The following is a 16,213-nucleotide window of genomic DNA, read 5'->3' as shown; positions in this document are numbered from 1 at the left end:
ACATATGAGGGATCGAACATGTTACAGCCACTAAAAATAATAATAGCTGATGACCATCCATTATTTCGACAAGCATTGGTCAACATCTTAACCACTCATTTTGAAAATGTGAGTTTGTTTGAAGCGGAATCGGTTGCAGAACTTGATGAAGTATTGAAGCGGCATGATGCCGATCTGTTGCTACTGGATCTTAATATTCCAAAAGCACATGGGTTTAATACTTTAGTTAGTATTCGAAATTGCCATGCTCAAATGGGGGTTGTTGTTATCTCGGGGCAGGAAGATAAAATCACCGTTAGTAAGAGTATGTCGTTTGGTGCTGCAGGGTTTATTCCAAAATCAACTGCTGTTGAAGTCATGGTTACGGCGATTAAGTCGGTATTGGCAGGCCAGCAATGGGTACCTGCGGGGTGCAATAATTTTGAAGCGATAGAAGCCGATAGCATGACCAGTAAGATTGTCAGCCTTTCTCCAAGGCAACATAGTATCTTGATGATGTTTGCCGACGGTTTACTCAATAAGCAAATCGCCTATGAATTAGGTCTTTCTGAAGCGACGATTAAGGCGCACGCCAGCGCAATCTTTTTAAAACTCGGTGTGCATACCCGCACTCAAGCTGTGATTGCGATGAACGAGTTGCAACTAGAAAAAACACCTATCACCGCTTAATTTTGACAATAAATCATAGCGTAAGCCTGTTGTCAGGTTGGCGCTATGACTTACAATTCCTCTTCTGCAGTGTATTTCGGTGTCTTACTAGCTGCATAGTTGCTACGAAGGTTTTTGGCCAATGTCGAACTCATTACCGCTCTTAGTGCGATAGGTTTAATTATCTTACGTAGATAGCCATAGCCAAGTTTCTTTGCTGTATTCACCACGGTTTCATCAATGGTTGCAGTTATTAATATGCCTGGTAAAGGTAAGTCTGTTTGCTGTTGCAGCTCTTGCATTAAATCGAGACCATTTAGGTCATCTTCAAGCTGATAATCCATTAACACGATATCAATCTTGTGTGCATACTTGGCAAACATGATTTTCGCTTGCTGAGCTGATGATGCTTGATAAACGCGGCAGTGCCAACTTTGCAGAAGCTGCACCATGCCTGCAAGTACATTGGGATCGTTATCAACGCACAACACGTGCACTCCGTTAAGGGTCAGAATGTCTACCGGTGCTTTAGGCGCAAGTTGTTGAGGTTGAACTGTTGTGAGACGCAAACTGAATATACTTCCGTGCTCCTCTTTCGATGATAACGTCAGTTGATGGTTAAGCAGTGAGGCCAGCCCTTGTGAAATATTCAGCCCTAGTCCTAAGCCGTTAACGCCGTCGTGCCCCGAGTGCTGTAGCCGCGTAAACTGTTCAAATATCGCCTTTTGTTTTTCTTTAGGGATCCCTGGTCCATCATCAACCACTTGAATAGAGATATTATCTCCATGGCGGCGATAGCCGAGCAGAATTTTCCCTTTCCCAGCGTATCTAAAGGCATTGCTGATCAGGTTTTGCAAAATTCGCCGCAATAGCACTTTGTCACTTCTAACCCAAAGCTGAGTTTTAATAAATTTGAATTTTACACTGGACGTTGTGGCTATAGCGCCAAATTCGTCAACGAGGGAGTCAATGACTTCTTGCAGGGCAAACTCAGTGATCTCTGGAATAATAGTGCCGCTTTCTATGCGTGATATTTCATTTAAATCTAATAGCAGTTCATTGGCGACTTGCAATGAGTTATCGATATAACCTATCTGCTGTTGTTGCTTACTGGTGAGTTGGCTGTCTTGTAAAAATGCTGATGAAAATAATCTTGCGGCAGAGAGTGGCTGCAGTAGATCATGACTACAGGCCTTTAGGTATTGGCTCTTTTTCTGGTGGGCTTGTTCCACTTTTTGAAGTGCCACCGCCAGCTCTTGATTGGTATGTTCTAGGCTTAAGTTCGCTTGCTCTAGCTTTTTAGTCCGTTCATATACTCTCGCTTCTAGGTCTAAATTCTGTTCCTTAAGTAGTTTTTCCGCTTCACGGTACATGGTGATATCAGAAAATATCATCACAAAACCGCCATCGGGAATAGGATTTCCTTCAATTCTTATTGTTTTTCCGTCAGGCTGAACTCGTTCTGTACTGTGTCGGCTACCTTGGCGGAGGTAAGCTAAACGTCGTTCAACTTGTAGGGTTAAATCATGTTGTAATGGGTAGGCATGGCTTAAGTTAAATTCAATAAGCTGTTTGACTGGGCAGCCGATATAGACAAGGTCATCAGGATAGCTAAATAGATTTAAATAGTGTTGATTCCAAGCGACTAAATTCAAATCCTTGTCGATCACAGAGATCCCTTCACTGGCATTTTCTATCGCACTGTGCAGTACGCTGCGACTAAATTCGGTTCGGTGGCTAGAAGCTTCCTCGACCAATTGTGCCACATCTTCAATCGCAATATCTCGGCCATTTAGGGCGTAAGATATCACTAAACGTGCTGAGGCTGATCCCATCACACTCGCTAACATATTCTCTGTATAGAAAGTGAGCGCTTGATTATGAGCTGCTTTGTCGGATATAGGCTCCTGGGTCGAGAAAAAGGCTTGGAATCCTTGGGCGGCTTTTTCTTGGCCGATAAAGCGGGCAACCAGTAACTCTAACTCTGTAGGATTAATATATTTAGGCAGCGCGGGTTGTAATCTAGCAAGGTCGGGGCGCTCAATAAAATGTGCGATTTGCATCTGTTCATGCACACTTTGGCGAGTAAATGATGAAACTATCCAGATCATTGTGATATTGGCAAACAAACCAACCAAGGTAGCCATTGTGGTCATTGAGTACTCGCTACCTGCAAACGGATGAGGATAAACGCCTAGTTGCGGCAATAGGTTAAGTGACAACCACAGTGAAAACCCACAGCTTATTCCTGCGAGTACACCGATTAAGGTTACTCGTCGCCATAAAAATGCCGCGAACAGTGCTGGACCTATCTGGGCTATTGCACCAAACGCGACCTCTCCTAATGACGCTAGCGTATCGGGGGGAGCAAGCAGAAACATGCCGTAACTTAAGAAGATAACAAATAGGATTAATCCTTTGCGTATGTTTAATAAGTGAGAACGAAACTTATGAAAATCGGTGCTCTGAATATTGCTGACTTTAAAAAGGGTTGGGAAAACCACCTCATTGCTTAACATGGTGCTTAAGGCAATGGTTGAAATGATGACCATAGAGCTTGCCGCTGATATTGCGCCGAGAAAACTAAATAGCCCTAACCAAGCGTCACCACTAAAGGCGGGAAGAAACAGCACGTAGGCATCACTTTGTAGTGAATCGCCGTAGAGTATGTTGCCGGCTTGCCCTAGAGGCATTGCAAAAAAGGCAAAGACTAAGATGTAAATTGGGAATGTCCAACGACTCCACAGAGCATGTTTTTGCTCTTTCAATTCAACGATGAGTACTTGAAACTGACGTGGTAGACAGAGAAATGCCGACATAACAATAAAGAGTAAACCAAACATCGACACCATATTGGGGTAAGTAAACTCAGTCGATACCGGTAGCGTTTCATTAGCTTGGCGCCAGATGTCAATGGGAGAGTCAAATAGAAAAAATGATACAAAAATTCCAATCGTGAGATAGGCGATGAGCTTGACGAAAGATTCAAAGGCGATGGCTAGCATCATCCCTGGGTGACGTTCAGTGACATCAATGGCTCTCACGCCAAATATGATGGTGAAACCAGCCAATATAAGACTCACAACCAAGCCTAACTGCCAAGAGGAGAGTAGGTGATCTTGTCTTAAAATTTCATAGGAGTTAACAATGGCTTTTAGTTGTAGCGCGATGTAAGGCAAGGTGCCAAACAGTGCGACAAAGGTGACCACGGTCGCCAACAGCTGCGACTTACCAAACCTTGCGGCGAGTAGATCGGCAATTGAGGTAATATTGAGCTTAAGGCAGACACGGATGATGCGCTGAATAAAAGGCCAAGCAAACATAAAAAGTAAAATGGGGGCAATATAAACAGGCAGGTAGGAAAAAGAGTTACTGGCAGCCTGTCCGGCAGTACCTAAAAACCCCCAAGAGGTGCAATAAACGCCCAGAGATAGTGAATAGATAATTGTATGCTGCTGCTTAAAAAGCTTTTCTCGATACTTATCACCCAGAAACGCCATCAGAAATAGCAAACCAATATAGCTAATACTGATCGTCACCAATAGCCAATTAGGAAACATGCTGTAGTCACACCTTTTTATTGGGAAATACCCGCCGAATAAGCGAAGTTCCCCTTAATTGTTATAGAAATTAACATATCACATTTTCACTTCATAAGAGCACCGAAAGCTATCGACTTAAGTATTAATCCATTGTAGTTAATCCCATGTGTCTAGTTCGCTAGTATTGCGCCTAACGTATTAATACTACTGCACTAATACCATTACACAATTGAGCAAATACTTTTAATTCTGCATCTTGAGTGCAGACATTAAAGGGGATAAAAGATGCTCATTTCTAAAATAAAAAAAATCACATTAGCAGGTTCGTTGTGCTTGCTAGCCAGTTCAGCTGCTGCCGGTTATGACTTTGACGTTGGCGAAGATGGAAAACTAACATTTGGTGGCTACATTAAAGTTGATGCGCGTTATGTCAGTGGTGATGTTGGTTACCGTGACTTTTGGATTGGTACAGGCACGCCGCTTGAGGCGAGTGCTTCTCAATTTAGAATTTTCGCTAACGAAACACGCTTTAACACTAAATATGTCCACGGCGATGTGATGGGCTTTATTGAAATGGACTTTCTTGGAGGTGGTGGCAACCAAGTTGTTTCCAACTCGGCAAACCCAAGAATACGTCATGCATTTATCAAATATGAAGGCTTAACAGCAGGTCAAACCTGGACCACCTTTATGAACACTAGCGCGATTCCTGAAACAGCAGATTTTGCTGGCGCAACGGTGGGATTGGCCTTTATTCGTCAAGGTCAAATTCGTTACGACATTGGCGGTTTTCAAGTCTCAATAGAAAACCCTGAAAGTGTTGGTGGCGATACCGCAAACGATGATCTTCCCGATGTTATTGCCCGTTATAACTTCAAAGGAGACTGGGGTGATATCTCAATATCTGCGCTTGGTCGCAGCCTAAATACTGACCTCGGTAACAGTGAAACTGCATTTGGTGGCTCTATTGCCGGACGTATTAAAACCTTTGGAAAAGATGATCTGCGCTTTCAATTCCACCAAGGTGAAGTTGGCCGTTATGTGGGGATTGGCGTGGCGCAAGACTTAGTTGGAGAAGAGGTTGAAAGCACCACTTCTTACCTTGTCGCATATCGCCATTTTTGGACTGACACCTTAAGAAGTACCGCGCTTTATGGTCGTGTTGAAACAGACATTGGCAATGCTGAACGCAGCCAGTGGAGTGTTAACCTTTTCCAAAACCTCACTCCGCATTTAGCGATAGGTTTTGAGGTGGGTAACTTTGAAATTGGCGATCAAGATGTCGACTCCGACTACGCACAACTCTCTTTCCGTTACGCACTTTAGCCTTTGATGACAGCAGTGTTAATTCTGCTGTCATTTTGATGTGAATAAGTATTTTTGTATTCAGTTATTGATTCCCCATGACAGTCGTCGGACATAAGTACTTAGTGACGATAAGTGCGAGAAGCAGAACGATGTTGAGTGTAAAGGAGTATGGGTGTGACAGATAAAATCTTAAAAGTTGAACAGATTTCCCTAGCATTTGGTGGCGTAAAAGCGCTAACAGATGTCAGTTTTGAAGTTGAAAAAGGGTCGGTGTTTTCGATTATCGGGCCTAACGGTGCAGGTAAAACCTCGATGCTTAACTGTGTCTCCGGTCGCTATCGCCCCTATGAAGGCTCCATTCTTTTTGATAACCAAGAAGTCACGCACATGCGGCCAAATGACCGTGCCGATTTGGGCATTGGTCGAACATTCCAAAACCTTGCGCTTTTCGGTCATATGTCAGTTCTTGACAATATCATGGTTGGTCGTCATCACCAGATGAAAAATAACTGGTTAACTGGGCCACTTTACTGGGCTTCTCCTGCACAAAAAGAGGAGCTAAAGCATCGACGCCAAGTTGAAGAGATAATTGATTTTCTCGATATATCCCATGTGCGGAAGTCTATAGCAGGCACCTTGTCCTACGGCTTACGTAAGCGTGTCGAACTGGCCCGTGCTATCGCACTTAACCCAAAACTAATTCTACTCGATGAACCCATGGCTGGCATGAACCTAGAAGAGAAGGAAGATATGGCGCGCTACATCTTAGATCTCAATGAAGAGTTTGGCATTACAGTGGTGATGATTGAGCACGATATGGGAGTGGTAATGGATATCTCTCATGAAGTGATGGTGCTCGATTTTGGTAAGAAACTGGTTAGCGGTTTACCGGATGAAGTTATGGCAAATGAACATGTTAGGCAAGCTTACTTGGGCCTAGATGATAATGAGCAGCTGCAGGAGGTGGGTTAATGAAAACTGCAAATGAAGGAGCTGCAAGCCGCTTCGATATGGGAGACATGGATACCTTTCCCAAAATATTGCGCCACAATGCGCTGCTATGGAGCGATGATATTGCCATGCGTGAAAAAGAATTTGGCATCTGGAGCGAGTTTAGCTGGCTCGATTACCATAACCGGGTTAAGTGGCTGTCTTTGACCCTGCGTGATTTGGGCATTGAAGCCGAAACAACCATTGCGCTATTAGGCGATAACCGACCTGAGTGGGTTTGGGGCGAAGTTGCAGCTCATGCCTTGTGTTGTTTCTCTTTAGGGATCTATCAAGACTCGCTGCATGAAGAGGTGGCATACCTGCTTAACCGCAGTAATGCGCAGGTGGTGATTGCTGAAGATGAGGAGCAGTGCGATAAGTTACTCGAGCTTGGTGATCAAATCCCTTCAGTAAAATACATTGTCTATTGCGATCCTCGAGGAATGCGTAAGTACGACGACCCGCGATTGATAAACATCGAAGATATTTACAAGAGTGGACAGCAGCTTGATAAACAACACCCAACAGCTTATGACGAGTTAGTCGATGCGGGAAAAGCCGACAATATTGCCATTTACTGCACCACATCTGGCACGACCTCAAAACCCAAAATTGTATTGTTGCAGGGCAGTAAGTTTATTGACCACTGCTGCTCATACTTGCGTGCCGACCCAAGAATGCCTGGCGACAACTATGTATCGGTATTGCCTCTGCCTTGGATCATGGAGCAGGTGTATGCTGTCGGCCAAGCACTGATTGCCAGACAGATAGTTAACTTTGTAGAAGAACAAGAGACCATGATGGCTGATCTTCGTGAAATCGGTCCAAGCTTTGTATTACTCGCGCCGAGAGTGTGGGAAGGGATCTTAGCTGACGTACAAGCGCGGATGATGGACTCGACGCCATTGAAGAAAAAGCTATTTGAGTTTGCGATGAAACGCGCAGAGGCAGCACTTGCTCAAGGTAAGCGCTCGACGTTGGCGGATATTCTATTAATGAAAGCGCTGCGCGATAGGCTTGGCTTTTCATTCCTAAAATCTGCGGCAACCGGTGGAGCAGCTATGGGCCCAGATACCTTCAAGTTTTTCCAAAGTATTGGGGTGCCACTGCGCCAGCTATACGGTCAAACAGAGATGTGCGGTGCTTACACCATCCACCATCAAGATGATGTTGACTATGACAGTGTTGGTGTTGCTTTTGATACCGCCGAGCTGCAGGTGATTAATACCGACAGCGAAGGCGTCGGTGAGGTTATCGCTAAAACGGTGGGTATGTTCAATGGTTACCTAGGTGACCAAGCGGCTTTTGATGAAGACGTAAAAGAGGGCTGGATGCACACCGGAGATGCTGGTTATTTTAAGCCTTCGGGACATTTGGTGGTCATCGACCGAATTAAAGATCTGGCTAAAACCAGCCATGGGATCCAGTACTCGCCACAATATATTGAAAACAAGCTTAAGTTCTCTTCGTTCATCGGTGAAGCGGTGATTTTAGGTAAAGACAAGCCGTTCCTATCAGCCATTCTTTGTATTCGTTTCAGTATTGTTTCTAAGTGGGCGGAACAGCAAGGACTGGCATTTACCAACTACACCAATCTGTCAACCTTGCCAGAGGTTTATGAGCAACTGACTAAAGAGGTAGAAATAGTTAATCAATCGCTCCCTGATGCTCAGAAGATCAATAAATTCATCCTGCTATACAAAGAGCTCGATGCTGATGACGGTGAACTGACTCGTACCCGTAAAGTTCGCCGAGGTGTCATTGCTGATAAATATGCTGACATTATCGACTCACTCTATAGCGATAAACCCCATGTTGATATCGATACCGTGATTACCTTCCAAGATGGCAGTCAATCGCGCATTCAAACCCAACTGAAGGTGGCAACTGTTATTGAATCTTCAGTGGCTACTCAAAGCAGTATTTCTCAAAGGAGAGCGTCATGAATTTTGAACTGTTACTGCAACTTATCATTAATGGGCTGATAGTTGGTCTGCTCTATGGTGTGGTGGGGATGTGTTTTGTTTTAGTGTACAAGTCGACCCAGATTGTTAACTTTGCCCAAGGTGAGTTCTTGTTAGTGGGCGCATGGGTTTGTTGGGCGCTCTTGGTTTACCTACAGTTGCCATTCTTCTTAGGCTTCTTACTCACACTCTGCTTTATGGCGGTGTTTGGGGTATTTCTACAGATGATAGTGCTTAGGCCAATGATTGGTGAACCCATTATTTCAGTGATAATGGTGACGATAGGCCTATCTATCTTCTTCCAATCTTTGACTAAGTGGATTTTCGGTGTATCTCCGCAGAGTTACCCAACAGTTTTCGATACCCAATCAATCTCAATCTTTGGGCTTAATATCGAGTTGGCTTACTTAATGAGTACCGTGATTGCGCTTATTATTATGGTCAGTTTTTTCTTGTTCTTTAAATATTCAAAACATGGCTTGGCAATGCGGGCGACAGCGTTTGACCAGCAAGTTGCGCAAAGTTTGGGAATATCAGTGAAACAAGTTTTCGCCATGAGTTGGGGAATTGCAGCGACTGTGTCTGCAACCGCAGGTGTAGTGATCGGCATGGTGAATGGTGTCTCAGACTCTCTCTCCTCTATCGGCATCAAGGTCTTTCCTGCGGTTATTCTCGGTGGCCTCGACTCAATAGTCGGCGCGATAGTCGGCGGCATTACCATCGGTATTTTAGAAAATGTGGCTGAGTTCTTTGATAGTCAGTACCTGCATATCGGCAACATGTACGACATCGCGCCGTTTTACGTGCTGTTGATCATTCTATGGTTTAAGCCCTATGGCCTGTTTGGTACTCGTGACATCGAGCGTATCTAAGCACCTATCTTACGTTACTTATTTATCGCCAATTTTTTGTTTAAGGAGTTCTTATGTCTAGCTTAGCGATGCGTCCGTGTGGTGATTTCCGCACCAGCTATAAAGCCGACAACACAATATTTGAAACTAAAACTATCCGACTGATGACGATAGCGCTTATCGCCATTGCTTGTGGTGCGCCATTGGTACTTGATGGCTACTTTCTAACGCTGTTCATTCAGATCTCATACTTAGGGATTGCAGCATTAGGTCTCAATATTTTGGTGGGGTTCACTGGGCAGATCTCACTGGGTCACGGCGCATTCTTTGGCTTTGGTGCTTTTGCCTCAGCGTGGTTAAACACCAGCTTTCAAATTCCTGTGGTGCTGTGTATTCCGCTGGCAGGCTTTTTGACCATGGCCGTTGGCATGATGTTCGGAATGCCAGCAGCAAGAATTAAAGGTCTGTATCTTGCCATTGCAACCTTAGCGGCGCAGTTCATTATTGAGGATTTTTTCGCTCGAGCAGAGTGGTTCTCTGGCGGTTCTTCAGGCTCTATGGCAGCGCCAGTCAATCTATTTGGTTTTGATTTTGATACCGATCAGAGCTTCTACTACATCGCGTTATTTGCTTTGGTCTTTATGTATATCTGGGGCTGTAACTTGATGCGTAGCCGTGATGGTCGCGCGTTTGTTGCGGTGCGAGATCACTATCTCTCTGCTGAAATTATGGGGGTGAAGCTTAACAAATATCGTTTGCTGTCATTTGGAATATCTTCGTTTTACGCAGGTATTGGCGGCGCTTTATATGCTCACTACTTAGGTTATGTTTCGGCTGAAGGCTTCACCATTTTGATGTCTATTCAGTTTTTGGCAATGGTGATCATTGGCGGCCTTGGCTCAATAAAAGGCACCTTAATGGGGGTGGTGTTTATGGTGTTACTGCCAGAAATGCTCGAGAGCATTGTCGCCCTGATGAAGTACACCGACTGGGGCAATATCCCCATGGTGACTGATGGCCTTGCCTATATCAAAGAGATGGCGATTGGATTGGTCATCATCCTGTTTTTGATTTTTGAACCTGAAGGGCTAGCCCATCGTTGGGCACAAATTAAGAATTATTGGAAATTCTACCCGTTTGCTTACTAACAACCTGGTTTTACCTAGCTGTACAGCAGCGGTATACAGCTTTCAACTTTGACTGAACACTTGAAGGATTATAACAATGCATAACAATACCGAGAAAAACAGATTGAGCAAAGTGAACTATTTAAAATTGGCTCTGGGCTCAAGTATTGCTTGTTTAGCAACCACAGCCAATGCTGAGGAAACTATTTTTGTTGGCCATCTGGCTGATATGTCGGGGCCAACAGCGTTTGTAGGTAAGCCATATGCTGATGGTGTTCGAGACTCGTTAGCTTATATCAATGCCCATGGTGGCATTGACGGCACTAAGCTTGAGTATGAAACTATCGATTATGCCTACAAGGTTCCGCAAGCGATCGCCTCTTATAAAAAGTGGAAATCGCGTAAGAATATGGTGGCGATGCAAGGATGGGGAACGGCGGATACTGAAGCGTTAATTTCGTTTGCAGCAAAAGATAAAACACCGGTTTTTTCAGCATCCTATTCGGGGCATTTAACTGACCCACAAGGCAAAAACCCTAAGACCAAAAAACCAGCACCCTATAACTTTTTCTACGGTGCATCTTACTCAGACTCTTGCCGTGGCTTAGTGCAGTGGGCGGCAAACGATTGGAAAACCAAAGGAGGACAAGGTAAGCCAAAGTTTACTCATATTGGCGCTAACCATCCTTTTCCCAACGCTCCTAAAGCTGCATGTGCTGAATACGCAACCGAGTTAGGCTTTGATGTTCAGCCTCCAGTGGTCATTTCAATGAAGCCCGGTGACTTTAAAGCTCAGTGCTTGAGTCTTAAAAGCTCTAAAACCAATTATGGCTACATCGGTAACTTAGGTGGCTCGGTGCAGTCATTGATTAAATCTTGTAATACCGTCGGCACCGATATCCAGTTTATGTCGAATATCTGGGGCGGCGACAAGTTGGTATTTAAGGCGGCGGGAGAGGGTGTTAAAAATTACATTTTCCCAACCATGACGCCATTTTGGACTGATGACGTGCCTGGGATGAAGCTGGTTCGCGAGATCTCAAAGATGTCTGATAGCGAAGGTGGTGAAGAGCGTCTGCACCATTATATTCGTGGGATTTGTTCGACCTACTTTATGAAGGAGTCCATGGAGTGGGCCAAAGCAAATGGCGGAGTAACAGGAGAAAACGTTAAAAAGGGCATGTACGCACGTAAAAACTGGGTGCCTAAAGGGCTTGAAGGGGTCTGTTTAGCGGCAACTTGGACACCAGAAGATCACCGCGGTATTAACCAAGTCAACATCTACAAAGGCAACTTTAATGGTGGTGATGTGCGAGTTGAAAAAGTGAATCAAGTGACACTGGAGCGCCGTGTTGATTGGTTAGGTTATTAAGCCTCGCTTGCTAAACCCTGGTTATTAATCTTAAACGGGATCCCTGCCTAGTGGATGAGCGATCATCTGCTAGGTAAGAACATTTAAAGTTGGAGTTGTTATGTCACAAGCTGTGCAGTTAAAGCCTGAGAGTCCTCTGTTGTCAATTAATAACATTGAAGTCGTCTATGACGATGTTATTCAAGTTTTGCGTGGGGTGAGTATTGATGTTCCTCAAGGTGAGATAGTGACGTTGTTGGGGCCAAATGGTGCGGGAAAATCAACCACCTTAAAAGCGATATCTGGGTTACTCAAAAACGAAAATGGCGAAGTCTCTCGCGGTGATATTCATTTTATGGGCGAGAGAATTGACGTTAAAAATGCAGAAGATGTGGTGCGTTCCGGTTTGTTTCAGGTCATGGAAGGTCGGCGGATTGTCGAAGATATGAGTGTTATCGAAAACTTAAAGCTAGGTGCTTATACCCGTAACGATGGCCAAGTTAATCAAGATATCGACATGGTATTTAACTATTTCCCTCGCCTGAAGGAACGTACGGGGTTGGCGGGATATTTATCGGGCGGTGAACAGCAAATGCTTGCCATAGGCAGGGCGTTAATGGCGAGACCGAAAATGATCTGTTTGGATGAGCCGTCAATGGGCTTGTCGCCACTGCTGGTTAAAGAGGTGTTTGGTATCATTGAAAAGATCAATCGGGACCAAGGGATCACCATGTTGCTGGTGGAGCAAAATGCTAACTATGCGCTAAAGGCGGCTAATTACGGCTACATTATGGAGTCGGGAAAAATAGTGCTAGACGGTAATAAGGAACAGCTATTAAATAATGAAGATGTGAAGGAATTTTATCTCGGTGGTGGTAATGAAAAGCGTAAAAGCTTCAAAAATTTAAAGTCTTATAAACGCCGTAAACGTTGGTTGTAAAGGAGTCTCGTCTATGCCTTTTTATAGTGCTCAAGAGCAGCAGTCGATGATGCTGCGAGAATCAACATTACTGTCTGGATTAAGTGATTTTCTATGCTTTGCTAAGGAGTCATCTCCTTACTATCAGCAACTGCTTGCTGATATTGATGTCAGTGAAATAGATAGCAGAGCGAGCTTGGCCTCACTGCCTATCACCCGTAAATCGGACTTAATCAAGCTACAAATGGCAGCTATGCCCTTTGCTGGTATGGTGCCCCAAGTGGCCAATATTGCAAGAGTATTTCAATCCCCAGGGCCAATCTATGAGCCAGAAGCAGACGAGCATGATTGGTGGCGCATGGGGCAAGCATTTTTTGCCGCTGGCTTTAGAGCTGGAGATTTAGTGCAAAACTGCTTGTCTTATCATCTTACACCGGGTGGCTTTATTATGGATTCCGGCGCGAGAGCCTGTGGTTGTAGTGTGATCCCTGCGGGTCCTGGCCAAACAGAGCTACAGCTAGACATGGCTAAAAATCTCAAACCTAATGGTTATTGCGGTACACCATCTTTTCTGAAAATCTTGCTGGATAAAGCCAAAGCTCAGCAATTGAATCTGCCATTCAAAAAAGCGTTAGTGACGGGGGAAGCGCTAACGCCGTCGTTAAAGTCTGCATTTATCAAAGCCGATATTGAAGTTAAGCAGGCCTATGCCACCGCAGATATTGGATTAATCGCTTTTGAGAGTGTTGTTGATGACGGGCTTATTGTCGCTGAAAATATAATATTAGAGTTGGTGAGGCCCGGTACGCTAACGCCAGTAGATGTGGGCGAGGTGGGGGAAGTTGTTATCACTAGCTTTAATCCTAGTTATCCTTTGATTCGATTTGCGACAGGGGACTTATCTGCTCAGCTAGAGGGGGTAAGCGCATGTGGCCGCAGCAATATGCGCATTAAAGGCTGGCTTGGCCGTGCAGATCAAACCACTAAAGTAAAAGGCTTGTTTGTGCACCCTGAGCAAGTTGAACAGATAAGAGTGCAGCACAATGCGATACAGCGTTTACGAATGGTCGTTAGTCGAGATAATGATAACGATAAAATGTGCTTGTTGTGTGAGGTGGCGGAGACAGCGTTAAATAGCGTGGATGTCAGTGCAATTGAGCAAACCATACGAGCTGTGACACAGTTATCTGCTGAGGTGAGTATCGAGCCTTTAGGTAGTTTGCCTAAAGATGGTATCGTGATAGACGATAGACGATAGACGATAGACGATAGACGATAGAAAGTTAAAAGGTTGAGCTAAACAAAAACGCCGATGATAAATCATCGGCGTTTTACTATTATCTATTGAGCCTCAGCTTTGAGTGTAAAGCTCATTAGCCATGAACTATGCTTGTTGTGCCTTTAAAAACTCAACAATTTGATCGAACGGAACATCTTGCTTCTCACCAGTGCGACGATTCTTATATTCGAATACACCGTTATCAATGTTACGGTCTCCGATAACCACAACATTTGGTAGGCCTACAAGTTCCATATCAGCAAACATCACACCCGCTCGCTCTTTACGGTCATCAAACAACACTTCCATACCTGCATCAGTTAGATCTTGATATAGCTGTTCAGCCATATCTTTAACGCGGTGAGACTTATGCATGTTCATTGGCAAAATTCCAACTTGGAATGGCGCGATAGCTTCTGGCCAGATAATACCTCGATCATCATGGTTTTGCTCAATAGCAGCGGCAACCATGCGGCTAACACCCACACCGTAGCAACCCATAAGTAGTGTCTTAGACTTACCATTTTGGTCAAGTACGTTAGCGTGCATCGCTTCTGAGTAGTTACTACCAAGCTGGAAAATATGTCCCACTTCGATACCACGAAGCAGTGCGATAGTGCCTTTGCCACAAGGGCTAGCTTCACCTTCGATGATGTTACGTAAATCGAATGCTGGTGCGCTTGGTAAGTCGCGCTCCCAGTTAATGCCGAAGTAATGTTTGTCGTCTTGGTTAGCACCCGCGCCAAAGTCACTCATTACTGCTACGCCGTGATCCACGAAAACTGGAATATCAAGGCCGACAGGGCCGATAGAGCCTGGACCTGCACCAATGGCTTTACGAATATCGGCATCATCAGCAAATTCGAAAGGAGCAAGAACCGCATCAATCTTTTCAGCTTTGACTTCGTTAAGGTCGTGGTCGCCTCGAATAACCAATGCAACCAAAGGCGCTTCTTCAGTTGCGCCTTTAACGATTAAGGTCTTAACCGTCTTTTCAATCGCAATATCGTGCTGCTCAACGAGCTCTGCAATGGTCTTGGCATATGGCGTATCGACTAAAGTCATCTCGCTAGTTGCCGCTTGACGTGTTTCAGTTGGCATAGGCGCTTCACATTTTTCAATGTTAGCCGCGTAGTCACTTTCTGTTGAGTAAGCGATTAAGTCTTCACCGCTGTTAGCCAGTACGTGGAACTCGTGTGACAAGCTGCCACCAATAGATCCCGTATCTGCCATTACAGGGCGGAATGATAAGCCTAAGCGAGTAAGGATATTGTTATAAGCCTGGAACATAGCCTCATAGGTTTCATCCATGCACTCTTGCTCTAGGTGGAAAGAGTATGCATCTTTCATCAAAAATTCGCGCGAGCGCATCACGCCAAAGCGTGGGCGAACTTCATCACGGAATTTAGTCTGAATTTGGTATAGGTTTAGTGGTAACTGTTTGTAAGAGTTAACCTCCTTACGCACGATGTCGGTGATGACTTCTTCGTGTGTAGGGCCTAAGACGAAGTCACGGTTGTGACGATCTTGAAAACGTAACAGCTCAGGACCAAACTTATCAAAGCGTCCTGTCTCTTGCCAAAGATCTGCGGGCTGAACCATAGGCATTAGAATTTCAACCGAACCGGCCTTGTTCATCTCTTCTCGAACAATTGCTTCGATTTTACGTAGTACACGTAAACCTGTCGGCAACCAGCTGTATAAGCCAGATGCGTTACGACGGATCATGCCCGCACGTAACATTAACTGATGACTAATGACTTCAGCATTAGCCGGAGTTTCTTTTTGTGTTGATAGCAGGTACTTGCTTACGCGCATTACCGAGTGTCCAAATTTGAGTTGAATGGGCGTCATTTTATCACTTGTAGAAGCTATGTCACCTAAGGATTTCGACATTAGTCAAAATTGTTACTTTTTGCTGGATTGGGTACTAAGGCGGATGGGGAAATAGGGAGAAGGTTGGGTTTGAATAAGAGACTATCTTGGTTAGGGTCTACATATGATAGGAACGACTTTTTTGGTCGAAAGAGTAGCCTCTATATGCTAGTTAAAAGCGAGCGGATTTCAGTTATCAGTTAGTTTAAAACTAAGATAGGGAGTAACGAGTTCACCATTTTGATTTATTAATTTAAAAGCTTGTTAATTAAAGTAATTTAATTTAAATTTGATTCAATATCGGGCTGGGGTATTAGGTATACCATCTGCAGATATTTAGAATGGATAAGCTCAAAACT

Annotated in this window: 11 protein-coding genes; 9 read left to right on the top strand and 2 right to left on the bottom strand. The window is 44.5% G+C overall.

Annotation, left to right across the window (positions count from 1 at the left end):
• The first annotated feature begins 18 nt into the window (after positions 1-18).
• Positions 19-669 carry a response regulator gene (locus tag SWP_RS15600; RefSeq protein ID WP_020913535.1) on the top strand — a complete coding sequence of 217 codons (651 nt, stop codon included), beginning with the start codon at positions 19-21 and terminating at the stop codon, positions 667-669.
• A 50-nt stretch (positions 670-719) separates the two neighbouring features.
• Here SWP_RS15600 and SWP_RS15595 read toward each other — a convergent pair whose 3' ends face one another.
• The gene (locus SWP_RS15595) at positions 720-4,208 is read right to left on the bottom strand and encodes a hybrid sensor histidine kinase/response regulator (protein WP_020913534.1); all 3,489 of its coding nucleotides are present in this window, start codon (positions 4,206-4,208) and stop codon (positions 720-722) included.
• Positions 4,209-4,475: 267 nt separating this feature from the next.
• On the opposite strand from SWP_RS15595, the gene SWP_RS15590 reads away from it, so the two are divergent.
• The 8 genes from SWP_RS15590 to SWP_RS15555 all read left to right on the top strand — a co-directional run bounded on the left by SWP_RS15590 (position 4,476) and on the right by SWP_RS15555 (position 13,958).
• Positions 4,476-5,516, top strand: coding sequence for a DcaP family trimeric outer membrane transporter (locus SWP_RS15590; protein ID WP_020913533.1), 1,041 nt, complete (start codon positions 4,476-4,478; stop codon positions 5,514-5,516).
• A gap of 156 nt (positions 5,517-5,672) precedes the next feature.
• A complete protein-coding gene (locus tag SWP_RS15585) occupies positions 5,673-6,470 on the top strand; it encodes an ABC transporter ATP-binding protein (protein ID WP_044556480.1) in 798 nt (265 codons plus the stop codon).
• Positions 6,470-8,434 (top strand): long-chain fatty acid--CoA ligase, encoded by a 1,965-nt coding sequence (locus SWP_RS15580; protein WP_020913531.1) that lies wholly within the window; start codon positions 6,470-6,472, stop codon positions 8,432-8,434. The genes SWP_RS15585 and SWP_RS15580 overlap by 1 nt, the downstream gene beginning before the upstream one ends.
• A complete protein-coding gene (locus SWP_RS15575) occupies positions 8,431-9,324 on the top strand; it encodes a branched-chain amino acid ABC transporter permease (RefSeq protein ID WP_020913530.1) in 894 nt (297 codons plus the stop codon). The genes SWP_RS15580 and SWP_RS15575 overlap by 4 nt, the downstream gene beginning before the upstream one ends.
• Positions 9,325-9,377: 53 nt before the next feature.
• The gene (locus SWP_RS15570) at positions 9,378-10,451 is read left to right on the top strand and encodes a branched-chain amino acid ABC transporter permease (protein ID WP_020913529.1); all 1,074 of its coding nucleotides are present in this window, start codon (positions 9,378-9,380) and stop codon (positions 10,449-10,451) included.
• Positions 10,452-10,527: 76 nt separating this feature from the next.
• A complete protein-coding gene (locus SWP_RS15565; RefSeq protein WP_020913528.1) occupies positions 10,528-11,802 on the top strand; it encodes an ABC transporter substrate-binding protein in 1,275 nt (424 codons plus the stop codon).
• A gap of 100 nt (positions 11,803-11,902) precedes the next feature.
• On the top strand, positions 11,903-12,721 hold the full coding sequence (locus tag SWP_RS15560; RefSeq protein WP_020913527.1) for an ABC transporter ATP-binding protein: 819 nt from the start codon (positions 11,903-11,905) through the stop codon (positions 12,719-12,721).
• Positions 12,722-12,734: 13 nt separating this feature from the next.
• Positions 12,735-13,958, top strand: a complete 1,224-nt coding sequence (locus SWP_RS15555; protein WP_020913526.1) for a phenylacetate--CoA ligase family protein — start codon at positions 12,735-12,737, stop codon at positions 13,956-13,958.
• A gap of 126 nt (positions 13,959-14,084) precedes the next feature.
• On the opposite strand, the gene SWP_RS15550 is transcribed toward SWP_RS15555, so the two are convergent.
• The gene (locus SWP_RS15550; RefSeq protein WP_044555984.1) at positions 14,085-15,797 is read right to left on the bottom strand and encodes a proline--tRNA ligase; all 1,713 of its coding nucleotides are present in this window, start codon (positions 15,795-15,797) and stop codon (positions 14,085-14,087) included.
• Positions 15,798-16,213 lie beyond the last annotated feature (416 nt).

This window comes from Shewanella piezotolerans WP3 (assembly GCF_000014885.1).
Lineage (GTDB): Bacteria > Pseudomonadota > Gammaproteobacteria > Enterobacterales > Shewanellaceae > Shewanella > Shewanella piezotolerans.
The sequence above is the reverse complement of the archived record's forward strand: the minus strand, read 5'-3'. Positions and strand labels throughout refer to the sequence as shown.